24 protein-coding genes, 4 tRNA genes and 3 pseudogenes are annotated in these 18,875 nt (G+C 57.0%); 18 read left to right on the top strand and 13 right to left on the bottom strand.

Annotated elements, in window-relative coordinates; all coding sequences use genetic code 11:
• Nucleotides 1–31 precede the first annotated feature (31 nt).
• The 6 genes from purF (at nt 32) to KSS97_RS19755 (ending at nt 4,126) form a co-directional block, all read left to right on the top strand.
• Nucleotides 32–1,537 (top strand): amidophosphoribosyltransferase, encoded by a 1,506-nt coding sequence (purF, locus tag KSS97_RS19780; RefSeq protein ID WP_030142021.1) that lies wholly within the window; start codon nt 32–34, stop codon nt 1,535–1,537.
• Between the two features lie 60 nt (nt 1,538–1,597).
• Nucleotides 1,598–2,809: an O-succinylhomoserine sulfhydrylase gene (locus tag KSS97_RS19775; protein ID WP_217859968.1), complete on the top strand. Its 1,212-nt coding sequence runs from the start codon at nt 1,598–1,600 to the stop codon at nt 2,807–2,809.
• Nucleotides 2,806–3,579, top strand: a complete 774-nt coding sequence (locus KSS97_RS19770; RefSeq protein ID WP_217859967.1) for an SDR family oxidoreductase — start codon at nt 2,806–2,808, stop codon at nt 3,577–3,579. The genes KSS97_RS19775 and KSS97_RS19770 overlap by 4 nt, the downstream gene beginning before the upstream one ends.
• Nucleotides 3,580–3,749: 170 nt before the next feature.
• Nucleotides 3,750–3,825: transfer RNA gene (locus KSS97_RS19765), tRNA-Val, on the top strand.
• Nucleotides 3,826–3,883: 58 nt separating this feature from the next.
• Nucleotides 3,884–3,960, top strand: a tRNA-Asp gene (locus KSS97_RS19760).
• An 89-nt stretch (nt 3,961–4,049) separates the two neighbouring features.
• Nucleotides 4,050–4,126: transfer RNA gene (locus KSS97_RS19755), tRNA-Asp, on the top strand.
• A gap of 202 nt (nt 4,127–4,328) precedes the next feature.
• Here the strand turns inward: KSS97_RS19755 and KSS97_RS19750 are convergent.
• Entirely contained in the window at nt 4,329–5,612 is a 1,284-nt protein-coding gene (locus tag KSS97_RS19750) for an NAD(P)/FAD-dependent oxidoreductase (protein WP_217859966.1), read from the bottom strand.
• A 183-nt stretch (nt 5,613–5,795) separates the two neighbouring features.
• Here KSS97_RS19750 and KSS97_RS19745 point away from each other — a divergent pair.
• The 3 genes from KSS97_RS19745 to KSS97_RS19735 all read left to right on the top strand — a co-directional run bounded on the left by KSS97_RS19745 (nt 5,796) and on the right by KSS97_RS19735 (nt 7,130).
• Nucleotides 5,796–5,872: transfer RNA gene (locus KSS97_RS19745), tRNA-Val, on the top strand.
• Nucleotides 5,873–6,003: 131 nt separating this feature from the next.
• Nucleotides 6,004–6,648: a hypothetical protein gene (locus tag KSS97_RS19740; RefSeq protein ID WP_198795978.1), complete on the top strand. Its 645-nt coding sequence runs from the start codon at nt 6,004–6,006 to the stop codon at nt 6,646–6,648.
• Between the two features lie 26 nt (nt 6,649–6,674).
• The gene (locus KSS97_RS19735; RefSeq protein WP_217859965.1) at nt 6,675–7,130 is read left to right on the top strand and encodes a hypothetical protein; all 456 of its coding nucleotides are present in this window, start codon (nt 6,675–6,677) and stop codon (nt 7,128–7,130) included.
• Between the two features lie 44 nt (nt 7,131–7,174).
• On the opposite strand, the pseudogene KSS97_RS19730 reads toward KSS97_RS19735, so the two are convergent.
• Nucleotides 7,175–7,492: pseudogene (locus KSS97_RS19730) on the bottom strand (IS4 family transposase); the annotation flags it as partial.
• A gap of 476 nt (nt 7,493–7,968) precedes the next feature.
• Here KSS97_RS19730 and KSS97_RS19725 point away from each other — a divergent pair.
• From KSS97_RS19725 to KSS97_RS19715, 3 genes are all read left to right on the top strand, one after another.
• Nucleotides 7,969–8,421, top strand: a complete 453-nt coding sequence (locus KSS97_RS19725; protein WP_217859964.1) for a hypothetical protein — start codon at nt 7,969–7,971, stop codon at nt 8,419–8,421.
• The gene (locus KSS97_RS19720; RefSeq protein WP_217859963.1) at nt 8,421–8,858 is read left to right on the top strand and encodes a type II toxin-antitoxin system YafO family toxin; all 438 of its coding nucleotides are present in this window, start codon (nt 8,421–8,423) and stop codon (nt 8,856–8,858) included. Before KSS97_RS19725 ends, KSS97_RS19720 begins: the two co-directional genes overlap by 1 nt.
• A 108-nt stretch (nt 8,859–8,966) precedes the next feature.
• Nucleotides 8,967–9,482 carry a hypothetical protein gene (locus KSS97_RS19715; protein WP_225936065.1) on the top strand — a complete coding sequence of 172 codons (516 nt, stop codon included), beginning with the start codon at nt 8,967–8,969 and terminating at the stop codon, nt 9,480–9,482.
• 215 nt (nt 9,483–9,697) lie between these two features.
• On the opposite strand, the pseudogene KSS97_RS19710 reads toward KSS97_RS19715, so the two are convergent.
• The 3 genes and pseudogenes from KSS97_RS19710 to KSS97_RS28415 form a co-directional block, all read right to left on the bottom strand.
• Nucleotides 9,698–9,868, bottom strand: a pseudogene (locus tag KSS97_RS19710) (addiction module antidote protein); the annotation flags it as partial.
• Nucleotides 9,869–9,870: 2 nt separating this feature from the next.
• A pseudogene (locus tag KSS97_RS19705) lies at nt 9,871–10,026 on the bottom strand (type II toxin-antitoxin system RelE/ParE family toxin); the annotation flags it as partial.
• Between the two features lie 13 nt (nt 10,027–10,039).
• Entirely contained in the window at nt 10,040–10,453 is a 414-nt protein-coding gene (locus KSS97_RS28415; protein WP_080628503.1) for a c-type cytochrome, read from the bottom strand.
• A 152-nt stretch (nt 10,454–10,605) separates the two neighbouring features.
• On the opposite strand from KSS97_RS28415, the gene KSS97_RS19700 reads away from it, so the two are divergent.
• Complete coding sequence (locus tag KSS97_RS19700) at nt 10,606–11,247, top strand: DUF998 domain-containing protein (protein WP_217859960.1); 642 nt, start codon at nt 10,606–10,608, stop codon at nt 11,245–11,247.
• 75 nt (nt 11,248–11,322) lie between these two features.
• Nucleotides 11,323–11,868: a DUF4410 domain-containing protein gene (locus KSS97_RS19695; RefSeq protein WP_030138071.1), complete on the top strand. Its 546-nt coding sequence runs from the start codon at nt 11,323–11,325 to the stop codon at nt 11,866–11,868.
• Nucleotides 11,869–12,010: 142 nt separating this feature from the next.
• On the opposite strand, the gene KSS97_RS19690 is transcribed toward KSS97_RS19695, so the two are convergent.
• The gene (locus KSS97_RS19690; protein ID WP_030138072.1) at nt 12,011–12,535 is read right to left on the bottom strand and encodes a DUF2867 domain-containing protein; all 525 of its coding nucleotides are present in this window, start codon (nt 12,533–12,535) and stop codon (nt 12,011–12,013) included.
• Between the two features lie 22 nt (nt 12,536–12,557).
• Nucleotides 12,558–13,202 (bottom strand): DJ-1/PfpI family protein, encoded by a 645-nt coding sequence (locus KSS97_RS19685; RefSeq protein ID WP_217859959.1) that lies wholly within the window; start codon nt 13,200–13,202, stop codon nt 12,558–12,560.
• Nucleotides 13,203–13,327: 125 nt separating this feature from the next.
• Here KSS97_RS19685 and KSS97_RS19680 point away from each other — a divergent pair, with 125 nt between their 5' ends.
• Nucleotides 13,328–13,882, top strand: coding sequence for a TetR/AcrR family transcriptional regulator (locus tag KSS97_RS19680; RefSeq protein ID WP_030138074.1), 555 nt, complete (start codon nt 13,328–13,330; stop codon nt 13,880–13,882).
• A gap of 430 nt (nt 13,883–14,312) precedes the next feature.
• The gene (locus KSS97_RS19675) at nt 14,313–14,516 is read left to right on the top strand and encodes a hypothetical protein (RefSeq protein ID WP_030138076.1); all 204 of its coding nucleotides are present in this window, start codon (nt 14,313–14,315) and stop codon (nt 14,514–14,516) included.
• 31 nt (nt 14,517–14,547) lie between these two features.
• Here KSS97_RS19675 and KSS97_RS19670 read toward each other — a convergent pair whose 3' ends face one another.
• Entirely contained in the window at nt 14,548–14,880 is a 333-nt protein-coding gene (locus KSS97_RS19670) for a type II toxin-antitoxin system HicB family antitoxin (RefSeq protein WP_030138077.1), read from the bottom strand.
• A 98-nt stretch (nt 14,881–14,978) separates the two neighbouring features.
• Nucleotides 14,979–15,863, bottom strand: a complete 885-nt coding sequence (locus KSS97_RS19665; RefSeq protein WP_030138078.1) for a LysR substrate-binding domain-containing protein — start codon at nt 15,861–15,863, stop codon at nt 14,979–14,981.
• A 105-nt stretch (nt 15,864–15,968) separates the two neighbouring features.
• Here KSS97_RS19665 and KSS97_RS19660 point away from each other — a divergent pair, with 105 nt between their 5' ends.
• Complete coding sequence (locus tag KSS97_RS19660) at nt 15,969–16,400, top strand: PACE efflux transporter (protein WP_030138079.1); 432 nt, start codon at nt 15,969–15,971, stop codon at nt 16,398–16,400.
• A 33-nt stretch (nt 16,401–16,433) separates the two neighbouring features.
• On the opposite strand, the gene KSS97_RS28550 is transcribed toward KSS97_RS19660, so the two are convergent.
• The 4 genes from KSS97_RS28550 to KSS97_RS19645 all read right to left on the bottom strand — a co-directional run bounded on the left by KSS97_RS28550 (nt 16,434) and on the right by KSS97_RS19645 (nt 17,886).
• Entirely contained in the window at nt 16,434–16,568 is a 135-nt protein-coding gene (locus KSS97_RS28550; RefSeq protein WP_258647972.1) for a hypothetical protein, read from the bottom strand.
• A gap of 136 nt (nt 16,569–16,704) precedes the next feature.
• Complete coding sequence (locus tag KSS97_RS19655) at nt 16,705–16,881, bottom strand: DUF3606 domain-containing protein (RefSeq protein WP_217859958.1); 177 nt, start codon at nt 16,879–16,881, stop codon at nt 16,705–16,707.
• A gap of 107 nt (nt 16,882–16,988) precedes the next feature.
• The gene (locus tag KSS97_RS19650; protein WP_198795983.1) at nt 16,989–17,417 is read right to left on the bottom strand and encodes a DUF2628 domain-containing protein; all 429 of its coding nucleotides are present in this window, start codon (nt 17,415–17,417) and stop codon (nt 16,989–16,991) included.
• A 271-nt stretch (nt 17,418–17,688) separates the two neighbouring features.
• Nucleotides 17,689–17,886 (bottom strand): hypothetical protein, encoded by a 198-nt coding sequence (locus KSS97_RS19645; protein ID WP_198795984.1) that lies wholly within the window; start codon nt 17,884–17,886, stop codon nt 17,689–17,691.
• A gap of 357 nt (nt 17,887–18,243) precedes the next feature.
• Here KSS97_RS19645 and KSS97_RS19640 point away from each other — a divergent pair, with 357 nt between their 5' ends.
• A complete protein-coding gene (locus KSS97_RS19640; RefSeq protein ID WP_217859957.1) occupies nt 18,244–18,780 on the top strand; it encodes an anti-virulence regulator CigR family protein in 537 nt (178 codons plus the stop codon).
• Nucleotides 18,781–18,875 lie beyond the last annotated feature (95 nt).

Below are 18,875 nucleotides of genomic sequence, written 5' to 3'. Positions count from 1 at the left end.
GTTCAGATCCATTAAGTAGGGGTTGCGTCGCATGTGTGGCATCGTCGGTATCGTCGGTAAGTCGAACGTCAATCAGGCGCTGTATGACGCGCTAACCGTGCTCCAGCACCGCGGCCAGGACGCTGCCGGTATCGTGACCAGCCATGACGGCCGGTTATTCCTGCGCAAGGACAACGGCCTGGTGCGTGACGTGTTCCATCAGCGTCACATGCAGCGCCTGGTCGGCCACATGGGCATCGGCCATGTGCGCTATCCGACAGCGGGCAGCTCGACTTCGGCCGAAGCCCAGCCGTTCTACGTCAACTCGCCGTACGGCATCACCTTGGCACACAACGGCAACCTGACCAACGTCGAGCAACTGGCCAAGGAGATCTACGAATCTGACTTGCGCCACGTCAACACCAGTTCCGACTCGGAAGTGATGCTCAACGTCTTCGCCCACGAGCTGGCCCAGCGCGGCAAGCTGCAGCCGACCGAAGAAGACGTGTTCGCTGCCGTGACCGACGTGCACAACCGTTGCGTGGGTGGCTACTCGGTGGTGGCGATGATCACCGGCTACGGCATCGTCGGCTTCCGCGATCCGCACGGTATTCGTCCGATCGTGTTCGGCCAACGTCACACCGACGAAGGCGTCGAGTACATGATCGCCTCCGAGAGCGTGTCCCTGGACGTGCTCGGTTTCACCCTGATTCGCGACCTGGCTCCGGGCGAAGCGGTCTACATCACTGAAGACGGCAAGCTGTACACCCGCCAGTGCGCGACCAACCCGAGCCTGACCCCGTGCATCTTCGAGCACGTCTACCTGGCGCGCCCGGACTCGATCATCGACGGTATCTCGGTCTACAAGGCGCGCCTGCGCATGGGCGAGAAGCTGGCCGACAAGATCCTGCGCGAGCGCCCGGACCATGATATCGACGTGGTCATCCCGATCCCGGACACCAGCCGCACCGCGGCCCTGGAACTGGCGAACCACCTGGGCGTGAAGTTCCGCGAAGGCTTCGTGAAGAACCGCTACATCGGCCGTACCTTCATCATGCCGGGCCAGGCCGCACGGAAGAAATCCGTACGCCAGAAACTCAATGCCATCGAGCTGGAATTCCGCGGCAAGAACGTGATGCTGGTGGACGACTCCATCGTGCGCGGCACCACTTGCAAGCAGATCATCCAGATGGCCCGCGAAGCTGGCGCCAAGAACGTCTACTTCTGCTCGGCGGCCCCGGCCGTGCGCTACCCGAACGTCTACGGCATCGACATGCCGAGTGCCCATGAGCTGATCGCTCATAACCGCACGACCCAGGAAGTGGCCGACCTGATCGGCGCCGACTGGCTGATCTACCAGGACTTGCCTGACCTCATCGAAGCGGTGGGTGGCGGCAAGATCAAGATCGAGCAGTTCGATTGCGCGGTATTCGACGGCAAGTACGTCACCGGCGACATCGACGAGGCCTACCTGAACCGGATCGAGAACGCGCGTAACGACGCGTCCAAGGCCAAGACTCAGGCGGTCAGCGCGATCATCGATCTGTACAACAACTAAGTGACACCCAACCGGCCCTGAGGGGCCGGTTTGCGTTCAACCGAATAAAGGAGTGGCAGCATGAGTCAGGATTGGGATGCCGGTCGGCTGGACAGCGACCTTGACGGCGTAGCGTTCGATACCCTGGCGGTTCGCGCGGGCCAGCACCGTACACCGGAAGCCGAACATGGCGATCCGATGTTCTTTACCTCCAGCTACGTATTCCGCACCGCTGCCGATGCGGCTGCGCGCTTTGCTGGTGAAGTGCCGGGTAACGTCTATTCGCGTTATACCAACCCCACCGTGCGGGCTTTCGAGGAACGTATCGCCGCCCTGGAAGGCGCCGAGCAAGCGGTTGCCACCGCCACTGGCATGGCCGCGGTCATGGCCGTGGTGATGAGCCTGTGCAGCGCCGGCGACCATGTGCTGGTGTCGCGCAGCGTCTTCGGTTCGACCATCAGCCTGTTCGAAAAATACTTCAAGCGTTTCGGCGTGGAAGTCGATTACGTACCCTTGGCGGACCTATCCGCTTGGGACGCTGCCATCAAGGCCAATACCAAGCTGCTCTTCGTCGAATCGCCTTCCAATCCCCTGGCTGAGCTGGTGGACATCGCCGCACTGGCGGAAATCGCCCATGCCAAGGGCTCCATGCTGGTGGTCGACAACTGCTTCTGCACGCCAGCGCTGCAACAACCGCTGAAGCTGGGCGCGGACGTGGTGGTGCATTCGGCGACCAAGTTCATCGACGGCCAGGGCCGTTGCATGGGCGGTGTCGTCGCCGGTCGTGGCGAGCAGATGAAAGAGGTCGTGGGCTTCCTGCGCACCGCCGGGCCGACCCTCAGCCCGTTCAACGCCTGGGTCTTCCTGAAAGGCTTGGAAACCCTCGGCCTGCGGATGAAGGCCCATTGCGCCAATGCCCAGGCCTTGGCCGAGTGGCTGGAGCAGCAGGAGGGCATCGAGAAAGTGCATTACGCCGGCCTCAAGAGCCATCCGCAGCATGAACTGGCCTTGCGTCAGCAGCGTGGTTTTGGCGCAGTGGTGAGCTTCGAGGTCAAGGGGGGCAAGGAGGGCGCCTGGCGCTTCATCGACGCGACCCGATTGATTTCCATCACCGCCAACCTGGGTGACAGCAAGACCACCATTACCCATCCGAGCACCACGTCCCACGGTCGCCTGTCCCCCCAGGAGCGTGAATCGGCGGGTATTCGTGACAGCCTGATCCGCGTGGCGGTCGGCCTCGAAGATGTGGCGGATTTGCAAGCCGACCTGGCTCGCGGGTTGGCGGCCTTGTGATTGAGCTGGCAACGCCGCCGAGCGGTACTCATGGCCGGGTTGCATTGGTTACGGGCGCCGCGCGGGGCATCGGCCTCGGTATTGCCGCCTGGTTGATCTGTGAAGGCTGGCAGGTCGTATTGACCGATCTGGATCGCGAGCGCGGTTCCAAAGTGGCGAAGGCGTTGGGCGACAACGCCTGGTTCATTGCCATGGACGTGGCGGACGAAGGGCAGGTCGCCACAGGTATCGCCGAGGTGCTCGGGCAGTTCGGACGCCTCGATGCGCTGGTATGCAACGCCGCTATCGCCGACCCGCACAACATCACCTTGGAAAGCCTCGATCTTGCCTATTGGAACCGGGTCCTGGCGGTGAACCTGGGTGGGCCGATGCTGCTGGCCAAGCACTGTGCTCCGTACCTGCGTGCCCACAACGGCGCCATCGTCAACCTGGCCTCGACCCGCGCAGCACAATCGGAGCCGGACACAGAGGCCTATGCGGCAAGCAAGGGCGGCCTGCTGGCCCTGACTCACGCCCTGGCGATCAGCCTCGGGCCGGAGATCCGGGTCAATGCTGTCAGCCCTGGCTGGATCGATGCGCGAGATCCGTCACAACGTCGTGCGCAGCCGCTCACCGACGCCGATCACGCTCAGCACCCGGCGGGCAGGGTAGGCACGGTGGAGGACGTGGCGGCGATGGTGGCGTGGTTGTTGTCGCGCAACGCCGGTTTTGTCACGGGGCAGGAGTTCGTGGTGGACGGCGGCATGACCAAGAAAATGATTTATGAGTGAGGGGCAGCTGCAAGCGGCAAGTTTTAAGCTGCAAGCAGCGTGGTGCGGGTCCGGTGCTTTTTACTTGTAGCTTGGCGCTTGCCGCTCGAAGCTGTTTTTGAAAAAAACTCAATCCTGCTATTGACTTAGCTTCAGTACCTGCGTAAATTTCGCGGCCTCAACGCAGCAAAGGGTGATTAGCTCAGCCGGGAGAGCGTCTGCCTTACAAGCAGAATGTCGGCGGTTCGATCCCGTCATCACCCACCATGTTTCTTGAGAGTCTTGCGAAAGCAAGATGGAAGCTGTCAAAAGCCTCCACCGACGCGCAGCGGTAGTTCAGTCGGTTAGAATACCGGCCTGTCACGCCGGGGGTCGCGGGTTCGAGTCCCGTCCGCTGCGCCATATTTTCCGAAACAGGTTTGCCTGGTTCGAGATCAAAGCCTACGGGTTTTGATCAGACGAGTTAGATGGACGAAAGTCCACAGCGATACGCAGCGGTAGTTCAGTCGGTTAGAATACCGGCCTGTCACGCCGGGGGTCGCGGGTTCGAGTCCCGTCCGCTGCGCCATATCTGCTTCGAGGCCCACTGAACGCCTTGAAGCTAGGAAGAAAGCTGAAGAGCTTCTTCCAATCGATAGCAAAGACCCTGGTCGAAAGACCGGGGTTTTTTGTTTCCGGGATTTGAAAGATTGGAACAAGCCCCCTTGTGGCGAGGGAGCTTGCTCCCGCTGGGCTGCAAAGCAGCCCCTCGGTGAAATGGCGAACTCGCCTCAGAACCCCAACCGATCCCGCAACCCGTAATACCAAGCCCCCATCGCGGCAAACGGCGTACGCAACAACTGACCACCCGGGAAGGGGTAGTGCGGCAGGTCCGCAAACGCATCAAAACGCTCAGCCTGCCCACGCAGCGCCTCGGCCAGCACCTTGCCCGCCAAGTGCGTATACGTCACGCCATGGCCGCTGCAGCCCTGGGAATAATAAATGTTATCCCCCAGTCGCCCGACCTGTGGAAGACGCGACAACGTCAGCAGGAAATTTCCGGTCCAGGCGTAGTCGATCTTCACATCCTTGAGCAGCGGGAACGCCTTGAGCATCTTCGGCCGAATGATCGCCTCGATGTTCGCCGGATCCCTCGCGCCATACACCACGCCGCCGCCGAAGATCAGGCGCTTGTCGCCTGTCAGTCGGTAGTAATCGAGCAGGTAGTTGCAGTCTTCGACACAATAATCCTGCGGCAACAGGCGATGAGCCAACTCTTCCCCCAAGGGCTCGGTGGCGATCACCTGGGTACCGCAAGGCATCGACTTGGCTGCCAGCTCCGGCACCAGATTGCCCAGGTAAGCATTACCCGCCACGATAATGAACTTGGCCCTGACCTTGCCCTGCGGCGTATGCACAACCGGACTGGCGCCACGCTCGATGCGCACCGCTGGCGATTGCTCGTAGATCACTCCGCCCAGCGACTCCACAGCCGCCGCTTCGCCCAACGCCAGGTTGAGCGGATGAATATGTCCGCCGCTCATGTCCAGCATGCCGCCGACATACTCCTCGCAAGCCACCACCTCGCGAATACGCCGCTGATCCAGCAGCTCCAGCTGCGTATGACCGAAACGCTCCCATAAACGCTTCTGCGACTCCAGGTGACCCAACTGTTTAGCGGTGAGGGCGGCAAACACACCGCCATCCTTCAGATCGCACTGAATCTGATACTTCGCCACCCGCTCGCGAATGATCCGCCCACCCTCGAACGCCATGTTGCCGAGCAACTGCGCCTGCTGCGGACCAACGCTGCGCTCGATCACGTCGATGTCGCGGCTATAACTGTTAACGATCTGACCGCCGTTGCGACCCGAAGCACCAAACCCAACCTTGGCTGCCTCAACGATCGTGACCTTGAAACCGTGCTCCAGCAAAAACAGCGCGGAAGACAACCCCGTATAGCCCGCACCGATCACGCACACATCGGTTTCGACATCATCCTGCAGGGCAGGGCGCGACGGCGCCGGATTGGCCGATGCGGCGTAATACGACGCTGGGTAGGATGTGTTCGCCATTCTGGAACCTCTGTTTTATATTTTTTACGAATGCGGCGATCCTACCCGAGATAAAAATTCGCCGCCAGCCACCCACAAATCTTCGTTGTATCGGTGAAATTAAATATTTTGCATATTCATAGGGTTAGGTGAAAAAAAGGTGTTGACACCCCTCCGGAATTCCGTAGAATGCCGCCTCACAGCAGGCACGTAGCTCAGTTGGTTAGAGCACCACCTTGACATGGTGGGGGTCGTTGGTTCGAGTCCAATCGCGCCTACCAAACAAAATCCGCTCTGCTGGGCGGTCTAGAAGGGCTCACCGAAAGGTGGGCCCTTTTTTGTTGTCTGCGGATTTTACAGCAGGATTTTGCCCCTTTTATCGGGCGGACCTCGATTACATAAGGATATGGTCATGCGGGTTGTCGGTTTCGTAACTTTTTTTGCTGGAGCACTTGCTGGCTGCTCTGGAATACCATCAGTTCCCTACGAAGAGCCTGCTCAATCAGAGGGCACGGCGCGTGTACGCGTTATCACGAACTCCGACGTGTTAGGCGATAGCATCGTCGGCGGTTGTGCTCCTGCCACCCAACATAAAATGGCTGAAGCTGGACGTTTCGGGCAGGATGGAACGGCGAACATCAATTATCCGCAGTATCCCCTGAAGTCGGCGAGCTTAGGCATGCCGCAGAGAGTTTGGCCCACTCTGACCCAGTACATCCCTGCGCTTCGGAGGGGGGAAGGGGTATACAAGGAGATCGTAACCGAATATCGCGTCAGGACGGATCTGCCTTTCCAAATCGCAACCCGGGGCGCGACCATTGCTGGCAATGGCAACACTTACCGAACCTGCGGTGGCCGGGCGCTCGTCTACAAGCTGGAGCCGGGAAAGGACTACGAAGCAGTGGTAGGGGTCGATAGCAGTCCAAACAAAGATGGCGACCAAGCGCTTATTTGCATGTTGGCGGTTCTCGAACTGAGCGCGGTGCCTGGCACTTCAATTGTGATTCCCCAAAAGTTGACGCCTGCTGCGGCTCCGCAGGTGGCCTGCAAAATTTGATGACAGAATGGAAACGGGGACAGACCATGATTATGCGACTGGCCGATTATAGACGGACCAAAATTGTGGTCTGTCCCCCTCGGTTCCTTAACAATCTTCAGATTATCGCGCTGGCTTGCATTTGCCTGCTCGGACCATTATCGGCGCAGGCCTGGACCGATGACGGCAAGACGATCGTCTTCAGCCATGGTGAGATCGACCATTGCAAACAATTCGCTCTCGAAGCAGGGGAGATAATGCTGGCTAGGCAATCAAATGAGCCGCCTCGCTACCAATATGATCAATATGGTGCGCCTTCAGAAGCGACGCTCGGCATGCGGGACATTTTGAAGAAATTGGTGCTCACATATCCTGCGCGAGACACTGCTGCAGAGAAGCGGAGCGATCTCGAGGACTTCGCGAAAAAGGCCAAGCGTATTTGTATTAAGGCCTATATGGAGGCTGTACCAGCGAGCCCAAGTCAGCGGACTGCCGCACCCTAAGCGGTTTCAGGGACGAGGAAAAAGGGGACAGATTTGAATGGCACTTACTTAACCTTCTTCGGATGTCCATTCTTCCTGACCTCGGCCCTGGCTGATCGACGTGTTTTCATCAGCATGGGGTAAGGCTTGGGTCTTCGTTTTATGGCGCGCGGTTCAATCCTGCCAGGCCGTTGACCGACCCGTTTCTGGGCAATCAGCGCAGGCAGATTCAGCAGCCGATCCTCTTGCTCCTGAGCCCCGTACTGCCTCAACGCTAGGCACAACTAAAGGCTATGCTTGAAGCTCAGTTCGCGAGGCAGACAGTCGGCTAGCAGAGCTGATTGCGCCATGAGCATCCGTATCAGGTTGTGGGTCAGCAAGTGTGGAAACGGGGACAGACCACGATTATGCGACTGGCCGATTATAGATGGACCAAAATTGTGGTCTGTCCCCCTCGGTTCCAATCGCGCCTACCAAACAAAATCCGCTCTGCTAGGCGGTCTAGAAGGGTCAACCGAGAGGTTGGCCCTTTTTTGCGTCTGGGGTTTGCATAGCTGCGACGTAGGAGGTTTCTGAAAATCTCTTCAAGGGCACTAATCTGACCCCAAGCCCCTCGCCGGAGATTTTTTATCGCGTTACGCTCTGAGCGTTTTCAGAAAAGAGGTTTGGTAAATCGGTGGATAGGCGTATCGCTGGCTTTACTACCGGCTGCTCGCTGCCATGCATCGAGCCTTGATTTCACTGTATAGTATTTGAGCAATTCGATAGATTTGGTGACGTTATGACAGTTGCAGCTCAAAGCAAAGGCTCTTGGTCGGGGCCGACCATCGCCATGACTATGGTTGCGGCATGCTTGGTCATGACTGATCAAATGGCGCATGCGGAAGTAGTGCCAGCCAAACAGTCAACTGCAGCAGCGAAGCGGACCCAGGCGAATGTACAGGATCTTGTGAAAAGTGTTGTTGGCGAACTGCGCAAGCTCGAAACCGACATGAGTAAATACACCAGGATTTTGTGCGAGGCAGAGGTTCCGGAGCGCCATCTGGAAGACCACCCTTTTGGCTTAATAGCAGACAACCTGAGGTTTGTAGAGAAGAGGCTCCGTGAAGCCGGTACTCCGGTCGGGCACGAAAAAGAGTTCAATACGCTGCTTCGAGCTGTAGCGAAGGCGCGCTCGGTCGCGGCGATGAATGATTCCCTGATACGTCAACGCACGATCATCCCGAATGTCATCGAGAGCGATATCGACTTGGACGGCCTGAAAGCCCTGACGGCCCGCAACACGCAGCGTCTGATCGATCAAGTCGGATAGTGGCGATTCGAGTCGAAATCCATCCTGAATTGCGGGCTGATGTCGAGTTGGCACTCGCAGCTCGTCCTTTTGCACTAGACCAGATAATTAAAGATTTTACCGTCTGCATGGATAGCAAAGGTCAGACACTTCCCAGTTACATGGGGTGTGATCAGCCATATCACGAGCCGGCAGCGGCTCGATCCGGCCAACTTCGCCATATTCATATCGCTCTACCACCCCAAACGTTCAGGGCCTCCGATCGGCAAGCCTACAGAAAATGCGACATAAAGCGGCCGCAGCTGGATGCCGCTTTGGTCTACGTACAGGGCGAGCTTTATGAAGACCGCTACATGATCCTGGCATTCTTGGCGCCGTATGCGCACGACAAGGCGAAGGTCGATGCCGTGATGACTAGGCTTGGGATACTGGCTAAACAATTCCGAGACGAAAACTGAATTATGATGAAAACCTGTTTGAGGACGCTCGGAGCTCGCCTCGCTAACAGTGTAGTGATCCCCGCCGCTTGGGTATCGGGGCTTGCGACGATAGGATTCGTGTGGGGCATGATAGAGTTTTCGTCCGGTAAGCTTACCGTCGAAGGACGTCAGCTCTTCCTGGCTTCTATTTCTATTTTTTGCCTCTCCATATGGCATTTGATACGGCGCAAGCGGCGAGCAAAAGTTCTTGTAGCATCCATCAACCTAAAAGAAGGTCTGAGCCTTGACGATAATCAGTTGCTCGGCTTTCCAAACCCCCTATTTTTTGTGTTTGACCCCTCCAACAAGAAACTCGCTCAATGCCAAAGCGCCACCGGCGATTATCAAATTCAAGACTTCACGTGGGTAACAGGCTGGCAGTGTGAGTGGCAACAGATTGACAGCAAGGTATCGGGCGGCGTTCTTCAAATAGTCGAAGGGGCAGGCACGAGCGTTCCAGCCGACGAAATTCGGCGCAGATTCATAAGATTCTCTCTGGTTTTGACGGTTGCCGATGCAGGTCATCCTCTGCTCCGTTTTCCAATGAGCCGGAGCGCAGTTGAAGGGTGGTGTGCCCGGTGCAATGTACTTTTCAAGCGCTGAATACGAAGCATCACAGCAGAAGATAACTATCTTTAAAACTCGCGACAGCGCCAAAATGAGCGCCGCGAAAGGCATTGGCGCAAATTCCTACACAAATCTCAGAAGCCAGCACATTGCAGCATTGAGATTGCGTCTAGAGGCGCTTCGGTGTCGATGAGCAGGGTTGCGGGATGCAGTCGGTGCCGGTGATGGGCATGTAGGCTTTCTCGTCCCTAGCCGGGGTCCTTGGCGATCTGCGCCTTGCCGCGGGCCTTGGCTACATAACCAATCGCTCGGAGGAACTCTTCGCTGTCTCCGTCAGCCAACACTTGGGAGAGGTATTCACTGATTGCTTCATCGTTATCGAGCAGCGCGGCCATATCAAATGTCGTCAGGTTTTGGCTCATGTTCAAATCTCCTTTGCCAATTTTTTCGCTCGCCGAATATCAGCATTTTGTGAAGATTTGTCACCACCTGCCAATAGCACGATGACCACTCCACAGCGCATGGTGAAATAGACTCTGTACCCAGCGCCTACGTCCACGCGCAACTCTGAAACCCCATCTTCGTTTCAAAGATCACCGATTTCCCGCAATCACCCCACGCATATACTGATTCAAATCCCGCAGATCCATAACGCTCCAAGCATGTGGCGGTAACCGTACCCCATTCTCTCGCAACGTCTTCGGAATCAAGTCGCCATTCGGACGAAGGATTATCGATGACACAATTACGCCCGGATAATCACTCAGCCGCTTTTTGAAGGCGGACGTCGTGAGGTCAGGCGTGGGAGGGTTGCTTTTTCCAGCCAGTGGTCCCGTTGCCTTGAGGTCTGTTCCGTGACACATGGCACATCTCTGCAAATAGAGTTTTTCGCCGTTGACGTTATCTGCGAAGGAAGACGAAGGCTGTATGAGCGATAAGATTCCTAGCGCAGCAATGAGTAGCTTTCTCGCAATCGGCGAAAAAGTGCTCGGCAAGCATTTGCTCATGAGGACCGTCCATGGTTCGAAGGGGCCACAGGATGACGCATCTACCCGCTGGCTTGCAAAAATAGATACCCTCCATGCCGGACGCCCGCTAGCATGACGACGCTTCGTAGGAGACGGAGCGGTCCATTGCCATTAAAAAGGAGCGTCGTACTTTGAAAACCATTGACCGGATTTTGCTGGGACTGGGTCTGTTGATTCCTCTTTGGTTGTTCGCGGGTGTGGCGCTGACGTCGCTGGGCTATCCGGGTTATAGCCATCTCGACCAGGCGATGAGTATGTTGGGCGCGGTAGGGGCTCCCACGCATGGTTATTCGGCCTGGGTGAATAACTTTCCGCTGGGTGTGCTATTCGTACTGTTCGCGATAGGTTTGATACGCAACTTCGGGGGATCGCGCCTCGCCCTGTTCAGCGCCGTTTTAGTATTGCTCCATGGCTTGGCGAGCTTTGCTGCTGGCTATTTTTCGTGTGATCAGGGATGTGCGCCGGCGCAGCCTTCAATTTCCCAGCAGGTTCATAACCTGGCGGGTTTGATCATGTTCGTCACGCTGGCGCTGGCCATTGTGTTGTGGACTTTCCTCGGCAAACGACTGTTGTCGTCACCTGGTTTCGGAAGGTTCTCGATGCTTTGCTTGATCCTGGCTGTCGTGACGGTCGCGATGATGTCCAAGGCATTCGCCGAAGGGCATGGATTTGGCCTGTACCAAAGGCTTAATTACGGGGTATGCGTCGTGTGGATTGCGGCCTTGGCATGGATCGCTCTTCGTGCTGAAGTGACCCCGGCAAGCGCCCGTTAATGGGCGGCTCATAACCGGTCTGCCCCGGCGGACATACTTGACCTCCATCTCACCGATTTTTGGATAGGGAAATCAATGAACAACTCCAAGCTTTCGATTGCACTGTCCTGTGCTGTTGCGCTTTTGATGTTGAGCGGATGCGCTGCTTCCGTCAAAAGCGGCGGGACAGAAACGCTGGTCATCCAAGAGTCAGCCAAGCAAAACCTGGTGGTGAACTTCCAGGGAAACAGCAAGGTTCAACAGAACGAGGACTGGCCTCGCTTGAAACAGGAATGGCACGATGCACTGCAAGTCGAAGCGACTCGCGCCGGCTACAGCCTTGCGGAGGGCCAGGCTTCGAGTCCTGGGGGTAAAGAGGGGGTTGGCATCAAGATCAACGTGAGCAATTTCCGTTATCTGACGCCTGGCGCACGCTACGGTGCAGGAGTCATGGTGGGGAATGCGTGGGTCAACTCCAGCGCCGATTACTCGGACTTGAAATCAGGCCGCCTGATCGGCACCCGAACGTACGACACGTCGTCGTCTGCCTGGGAAGGCGTCATGTCGGCGATGACCAAGGAGCAGGTCGAGGCTATTTCCCAGAAAATCATCAGTGACATCAAGGGCGCAAAAGCCAAGTAAGGCGAGGAGCCCGGTTCGCTTTCAGTCTTTGTTCGGTTTTCTGGAAAAAAAGCGCCATGCCTTTTGGGGCGGCTTCGCCCGCAGCGTCGGACCGTCCCAGCGGGAGCAAGCTCCCTCGTCACGGGATTTTTTGTGTCGCGCCTCAGGCAGCCAAAGGCCAACCAACGCGCGCTGCACGGCGGAGGCTGGCCTTGACAACCAAGCGGTGAAACGGAGCAATAACAAAGAGGTAGGCCCGGCCCAGACGGTTGTGACAATGGACCACGGTTGAAAACACCAGTTGGCGATTGCCCTCTGGCTCTGCCTCTCCTGAACACAGGATCGATATCCGGAAGTCGAGGTGCTTGTCGTCCTCTCCCAAGACGATTTCGGTCTGGTTCGTGCTGTAGACCTTGAAGATTTGAATCCGATCAGCAAGCGTCGCCAGATGCCTGGCTGTCTTGAGACCAAAGCAGGCAGCGATGGTGTCTCGGACTTTCATGAGCCATCCGATCCAGGATGGTTGGTTGGAAAGGATGAATCGAGCCAGCGAATCTGGATCGCCGGATGTGCCCGCAGGTAGCCGAATCGCAAAAGCGTCCGCCAGGTTCATCGACTTGTAAAGGTGCGTGATGCCGGACCTTGAGGGGACTGGCACGGACGTGATGAGCTCAAATTTTCGGGGCATAGGGGATCTCTGCTGAGTGCTACTACCAATTAGACGACATGCCATGTCGCTTTTTTTGTTGGGCGGCGCCCATTTCTGCTTGTCGGATACTGAGCCCGATCAAGGCATCATAGAGTGCTTGTTGCCCCGCTGGCAGAACAGGGAGCAATGTCGCACGGCGCTTGTCGACATCGAACCAGGATTCGATCAACCATCCCACCAGATAGAGCGCCGAAAGGCATCCACCCGCGGTTGCCACATTCCCTTGGCATACAAGCGGCTGGTCCACGGATTCGAGTCCCAGGGCTTGCAAGCCCGATCGTGCATCCGGGTGCGTAGTTGCCCGGCCGCTGAGCAGCCCAAGCCGTTCGAGAATGAAAGCTCCAGCGCAGATGGAGCCGATTCGCTGGCGTCTGGGGGCAAGTTCGAACGATGGCAGGAAATCCGGGGCGGCCAGTGCGGCGGGTATCCCTTCCTTGCCGCTGACGAACAATACCGCGTCGGCGCTGTTGGCCTCGGAAAGCGGACCGTGCACTGAAACAGGCAGGCCATGGGCCGAACGCACGATAGCGCTGGAAGCCAATATTCGGACGTGCCAGTCTTTGGTGTTGCGGCCCAAGATGTCCCACATCAGGAATAGGTCGATATCCGTGAACTGGTCGAAAGCAACTAGAACGATTTTCTTCAAGGCGAGCTCCATCAAAACTGCTGGCGTATGAAACGCAACGGCCATCTTTGCCGGTATTCGCAAGGTATCAATCGGTTGCGCGCCATACACAGCCTGTATGGTGCGAAATAGGAGCGAAATAACGAATGGAAAAACTAACGCGTAACCATTGGATCGCGGCTGGTTTTGAGGCCCTCGACCAGGTAGGGCATATTGGCATTTCAGCCGAAAGTCTATCGCGCCGATTGAATGTGACGCGCGGATCGTTCTATCACCATTTCCATAATCGCGAAGATTTTGTTCGCACTTTGCTAACCGCCTGGGAAGAAGACTACACGGAGCGCATGCTCGCTTATGCGGGGGAGGGGCGTAGCGCGGGCGATACCTTGAAACGCTACTTGAGCATTGCCGCTGAGAAACAACCTGGCCGGGAAATTTCCATCCGCGCCTGGTCGCTGCACGATCCGTTGGTAGGCGAGTTCCAGCAGCGAGTTGACACAACACGACTCGACTTCGCGATACGAACGGGTCGCCGCTTGGCTCATCTGCCAGGCGAAGCAGAAGTGATTGGTCATGTGGCCCACCTGTGCCTGATTGGCGGACAACAATCAGGGTTGCGGCGTGATGCCGCTCGCTTCAACAGTTTCGTGCATCGAGCCTTTTCGCTTTTCGAAGGGGTCTTCCACTCGTCGCGGACATAGCACTTCCTATGTAAGCAAGCCCTCTCATACGTATGCGCAGAACTGCGCTCCAGACAGGAGAGGGATTATGGTGATTGATAATAACGGTCCGGAAGCGCCATATCCGGGGCCAGATGAGAAGGCGCCTGATACGGGCAAAGGACATGGTTCCGGTCTTGAGCAGGCTGAGTCTGAGCCAAAGCAGGGCACTGGCGAGAGGCCTGAAGATTGGAATCCGCCGCCTGGAAACCCCGGGTCCGACCAGGACGCCCAGACGAATCGTGGCAACGGTGGTGCGAAGTAGGCTAAGGCTGGCGCTGATTATTCACAGAGAGTCGGCCATCTGGGCTTGAGCGTGGCGCTCTGCGATGCTTAGGTGCACCGTCGGGTGCCTCGTGGTATGCCTGTAATGTGAAAGCGCCGACCCACCTTGAAGAAAGCATCAGTGAACATGCCAAAGAAACAACCAGACGACAAAACGACAGCCAGTGCTGCCGAAATCGAGCGATCTATCCTGGCGCTCAACAAGATGGCTGAGCGCCTGTGGGGAGATGGTCGGGAAGCCGAGGCACAGGCACTCTTAAAGGCGCTGGATGCGTTAAACCGCGCCCTTGACCGCATAAGGATAGGGGAAAGCCGCAGAGTGCTTCATTGAAGACCCGGTTTGGTGCCGGGCTTGTTTGTGGTCAAGCGTGTGCTGCTCGTTCAAACACTTCGTCCGCCCACTGGTTCAGGCTTTTGCCAGCGGCTTGGGCTGCAATGGTAGCCGCGGCGTGCACTTCCGGGCGGATGCGCAGCATTACCTTCCCCGAAGCGGGCTTCTCTGGGCTGATACCTTGCTCGGCACAGTCCGCCAAATAATCCTCAATCGCGGCAGCAAATTCCGCTCGTAGCTCCGCCACTGAGTCGGCATGGAAGCTGATGATGTCACGGACGCCCAGGACCCGGCCGACAAAGATGTCGTCGCGCTCATCAAATTCAACTCGGGCTGTGTAACCCTTATAAGTCATGCTGTTCATAGCTCTACTCCTGCCCGCTGGAAAAATTCACGAGCCTGTGGCTCTCCGTGAAGTATCACCTTGTCCTGCAACAAACTTCTTTGATGGTGCTATCCAACTCAACCAACATTCCGCCCCAACACCCACTCACTAAAAGCCCGCACCTCCACCTGCCGCTCCCGCCCCGGCACGCACACCACCGTATACCGCGCCCCCGCCAAACGAACCTCAGGCCGGTAATCAATCAACTCCCCACGCGCAACCGCGTCGGCAACCAGCACATTGCTGGCAAGCACCAGCCCGTGCCCCGCGACCGCCGCCTGCAAGGCATGCTGTTCCTCGTCATAACGTCGAAAGCGCGCGTTCTCCAGCCAGCCCAGGGTGCCGGCCTTGGCGCACCATGCAGCCCAATCGACCGCGACATTTGCGCTGCTCAGCCATGGCACGTCGATGAGTTCGACGGGCGAGCCCGCTGTGGGCGGTTGCCAACCGGGTTGGCAATAAGCACCAAAGTATTCATCCAGTAGAGGTTGCTCGAACAGGTGAGGATCTGGCGCGAAGAGGGCCCGGATCGCCAGGTCGATGCTGGCGTCACGTTGTAGGTCGACCACGTCGTTGCTGCTGTGCAGCCTGACATCAATCTCCGGATGCAACCGATGAAAGTCTCCGAGCCGAGGTATCAGCCACAGGCTGGCGAACGCCGGCGTTGTGCTCACCACCAAGGACTGTGCGGTACACGACGGCACCAGCATTTGCAGGCCGTGTTGGATATCGAGCAGGGCGCGGTGCAGGTACGGCTGGAGGCGCTCGCCGTCAGCGCTCAGGCGCACGTTTTGGCTGGAGCGTTCGAACAGTCGCACGCCGAGAAACGCTTCGAGGCTTTTGACCTGATGGGAGATCGCCGCCGGGCTGACATTCAGTTCCTGGGCCGCCGCCTTGAAGCTACCCAGCCGTGCGGCGGATTCGAAGCCGCGCAACGCGGTAAGGGGCAGTTTGGCGAACATGGGCGGGAAGGTTACTCAGGTTGAGCGTGGCTCAATTTAGCTCAATTGAGCGTGAGCGCTCAACTTGCCAGGCTGTGGTTCCTTCTCGGTTCCTGGAGTCCATCGATGCAAGGCGCAGCTCGCAAAATTCTTCAGGCCATACTCTATGAGGCCGGTGGTGTGCTTTTTGTCGCGCCATCCCTTGCGCTCGTCTATGGGCAGGGCATGGCCTATTCGACCCTGCTGTCGCTGGTGATTTCTGCCGTTGCGCTGGCCTGGAACATGCTTTTCAACGGCCTGTTCGAATGGTGGGAGCGGCGTCAGCGCAGCCGCCATCGCAATTGGCAACGTCGACTGCTTCATTCCCTTGGATTCGAGGGCGGCTTGACGCTGATCCTGACGCCGGTGATTGGAGCCTGGTTGGGTATCAGCCTGTGGTTGGCGCTGGTGACGAACCTGGGCTTGTTTGTATTTTTCTTTTTTTACTCGCTGGTTTTTCAGTGGATATTCGATCGAGTGTTCGATGTTCCGCTTTCGGCGCAGGCGCGTTCTGATTGAACTGCCGGCGCGATGAACACGGCGGATTCCTAATCACTCGACCGTGCAAACCCAATGATGATCCTGCCGATAGGGTGCGCGGATAAACGCCACGTCGGATACCAGTACCATGCCGCGTTCTTGAAGTGCTTCGGTCAGTTGTACGAGTGTCTCTGCTTCGATAGTCATCGCTGTTACCTCGTCAGATTACTGCGTTCATAATTGTTGACCGAACGTCACGGCGGGTAATTCATTTTTTCTAACAGGCTTATCGAGGGGCGCGAATACCTACAAAAAAGCCCTACAGTCATGTAGGGCTTTTAGATTATTTTTTCAGTTGCCTGCGAACATCTTCGGCTCCTGCCCCAACGGCCTTGACCGCTGCCTTGAGTTCCTCTTCGGTTACGCCGAACTCTTTTGTCCAGTATCTCAGTTCCCACTCTTCGGAAGTGTTGATGCGGCTCCGGTCTCGCGGTCCGCGGTTGCTCAAGTCGTCAGCCATTTTCGAGCTCCTTGGAAGAAAGCCTGGTTATCCCAGGCGACTTCCAATAGACAATCGGGCTTGACGGTTTGCGCCATTTTTATGCGCACTGACGATTAAACCCGTTATCAGAGACGCATGCCCTTGAGCGGATTCCAGTCTTGCTCGCCTTTGATTTCTTTCAAGTAGTAAGCGTAGTTGGTCATCAGCGCGTACATCATCGACATCGCGACGTTCAGGCCCATGCTCAAAGGTCGGGGGAAATCCATGCCGATAATGGCGAAGACCACGCTCAATACGATGTTGATCGCCAGGAAAGCCCCAAGCAGGGCCAGGTTTTTCTTCCAGAGTCCCAGGACAAACAGGTAGATCGGGCCGAAGAAAAACGCGATCACGTTGGCATTGATCAATATTTTTTTCTTGAAGTCCGGCAGCGTCTTGACGGCTTCCTTGTAGCGCGGGTCGTTGGGTGCGCCATAGGTTTCAAAGAAGTCAAAGCGTTCTTGCCATTTGGCGCTGTATTTGTCGGTGCTTTCCACGTGCTCGGGGGTGCTCATTTTTATCGTTCCTTGTTTTCCATGAAAGAATTCGTTCTCTCGAGAGGTCGCGCGACTTTGAAGCAGTTTTACTGTCCGCTTTATAAGCGTTCGCGCACGAAAATACCGCACTGGCTGTTTAGCTGACTCGCTGATCTGTGATGGGCATCACGGTAGATCCTGCGGACGCAGGCATGGCGCTTGGGGGAAGGCTAGAGAAGTTGAAGGCAGGCGAACGTGACGCGCCCGTTTTATAACGGGCGACAGGTTGATCAAATACCAGGGCAAACCGTCAAATCACGGCCTCGGCAAAAACATGCTCCGTCGCTATGGTCAAGAAGTGCAGCGGCATTTCATGTGTAGGCTGGGTGGACGGCATTTCAAAACTGCCCACTATCTGGCTTTGAAGCGCATTCAGCCGCATCGACTCTTCTTCCTTTAACTTTGCCATTCTCGCGTGGTTCGCTGCGATTTCGTTGAGAGTTGACACGGTACATCTCCGGTGGCTGACCAAGCGTTGAGAATTTGCTGCCGCGCCAGGAAGACGTCGTCCTGCGCTGCTACCACGGTCCGCTGCAAACCTTGAGCCAGACACGCCCGCGTGACGTTCGCGAAGTTTCAAAGGCGACCAGTGGCCGTCGAGGCCGGCAACGTTTCAACCATGCCTCAGAAATAAGTCACTGATAATACAAAACCAAGTCAATCAACCTGTGGCGCAGGGTGGCGGCGTTTTCGGGCAACAGTGGACCAGGTCGGGCCGGCGAATGACGTAAGCGTGATATGGAACTAATATCACCGTTAGTCTCTATATCTTTACAGGGGACATCCCCTTTTTGAGAGAACTGCCATGTTCAAATCGCGCTCGTTGATTGCTGCAGTCACCTGTTTCGCCTTGGCCGCGGGCCCTGGGATTGTTGTGGCGGACCCGGGTAACGGCAAGGGAAACGCTCAATTCGATCAAGGCCAGGGGCAAGGAGGCAAGGGCGGACAGGGCAACAAGGGCGGACAGGGAAATGCTGGCAATAAGGGTAACCAGGGCGGCCAGGGAAACTCCGGTAACAAGGGCAACCAGGGTGGCAAAGGCAACCAGGGCGGTGGCGATTGGCATAACGGCCCGAGCATCGATCGTGGCGGCATTCTTGGCGTGATTGGCGGTTATCGCGATTACTGGAGCCCAGGCCCGGCACTGCCGCCGGGTATCCAGAAGAACCTGGCCCGTGGCAAACCGCTCCCCCCTGGCATCGCCAAGAAGCTCGACGGGCGTTTGCTGGGGCGTTTGCCGCACTATGACGGTTATGAATGGCAGCAGGTTGGCACGGACTTGATTCTGGTGGCGATCGCCAGCGGTATCATCTATGAAGTGCTCAACGGTGCGTTCGACTGATCCGTTGTTCCAATGAAATGGCAGCTTGTGGGAGCGAGCTTGCTCGCGATGGCGTTGTATCAGTCACCTCATCATCGGCTGAACTGACGCTATCG

It is taken from the genome of Pseudomonas alvandae (genome assembly GCF_019141525.1).
GTDB classification, from domain to species: Bacteria; Pseudomonadota; Gammaproteobacteria; order Pseudomonadales; family Pseudomonadaceae; genus Aquipseudomonas; species Aquipseudomonas alvandae.
The sequence above is the reverse complement of the archived record's forward strand: the minus strand, read 5'-3'. Positions and strand labels throughout refer to the sequence as shown.

What these genes read in the sequence shown, in the direction of transcription:
- KSS97_RS19650 (WP_198795983.1), bottom strand. Translation starts at nt 17,417, where the DNA reads ATGAGCACCCCCGAGCACGTGGAAAGCACCGACAAATACAGCGCCAAA.
- KSS97_RS19740 (WP_198795978.1), top strand. Translation starts at nt 6,004, where the DNA reads ATGCGGGTTGTCGGTTTCGTAACTTTTTTTGCTGGAGCACTTGCTGGC.
- KSS97_RS19680 (WP_030138074.1), top strand. Translation starts at nt 13,328, where the DNA reads ATGGAAAAACTAACGCGTAACCATTGGATCGCGGCTGGTTTTGAGGCC.
- KSS97_RS19690 (WP_030138072.1), bottom strand. Translation starts at nt 12,535, where the DNA reads ATGCCCCGAAAATTTGAGCTCATCACGTCCGTGCCAGTCCCCTCAAGG.
- KSS97_RS19735 (WP_217859965.1), top strand. Translation starts at nt 6,675, where the DNA reads ATGATTATGCGACTGGCCGATTATAGACGGACCAAAATTGTGGTCTGT.
- KSS97_RS19750 (WP_217859966.1), bottom strand. Translation starts at nt 5,612, where the DNA reads ATGGCGAACACATCCTACCCAGCGTCGTATTACGCCGCATCGGCCAAT.
- KSS97_RS19655 (WP_217859958.1), bottom strand. Translation starts at nt 16,881, where the DNA reads ATGGCTGACGACTTGAGCAACCGCGGACCGCGAGACCGGAGCCGCATC.
- KSS97_RS19665 (WP_030138078.1), bottom strand. Translation starts at nt 15,863, where the DNA reads ATGTTCGCCAAACTGCCCCTTACCGCGTTGCGCGGCTTCGAATCCGCC.
- KSS97_RS19660 (WP_030138079.1), top strand. Translation starts at nt 15,969, where the DNA reads ATGCAAGGCGCAGCTCGCAAAATTCTTCAGGCCATACTCTATGAGGCC.
- KSS97_RS19640 (WP_217859957.1), top strand. Translation starts at nt 18,244, where the DNA reads ATGTTCAAATCGCGCTCGTTGATTGCTGCAGTCACCTGTTTCGCCTTG.
- KSS97_RS19725 (WP_217859964.1), top strand. Translation starts at nt 7,969, where the DNA reads ATGACTGATCAAATGGCGCATGCGGAAGTAGTGCCAGCCAAACAGTCA.
- KSS97_RS28550 (WP_258647972.1), bottom strand. Translation starts at nt 16,568, where the DNA reads ATGACTATCGAAGCAGAGACACTCGTACAACTGACCGAAGCACTTCAA.
- KSS97_RS28415 (WP_080628503.1), bottom strand. Translation starts at nt 10,453, where the DNA reads ATGAGCAAATGCTTGCCGAGCACTTTTTCGCCGATTGCGAGAAAGCTA.
- KSS97_RS19675 (WP_030138076.1), top strand. Translation starts at nt 14,313, where the DNA reads ATGCCAAAGAAACAACCAGACGACAAAACGACAGCCAGTGCTGCCGAA.
- KSS97_RS19695 (WP_030138071.1), top strand. Translation starts at nt 11,323, where the DNA reads ATGAACAACTCCAAGCTTTCGATTGCACTGTCCTGTGCTGTTGCGCTT.
- KSS97_RS19715 (WP_225936065.1), top strand. Translation starts at nt 8,967, where the DNA reads ATGATAGAGTTTTCGTCCGGTAAGCTTACCGTCGAAGGACGTCAGCTC.
- purF (WP_030142021.1), top strand. Translation starts at nt 32, where the DNA reads ATGTGTGGCATCGTCGGTATCGTCGGTAAGTCGAACGTCAATCAGGCG.
- KSS97_RS19670 (WP_030138077.1), bottom strand. Translation starts at nt 14,880, where the DNA reads ATGAACAGCATGACTTATAAGGGTTACACAGCCCGAGTTGAATTTGAT.
- KSS97_RS19775 (WP_217859968.1), top strand. Translation starts at nt 1,598, where the DNA reads ATGAGTCAGGATTGGGATGCCGGTCGGCTGGACAGCGACCTTGACGGC.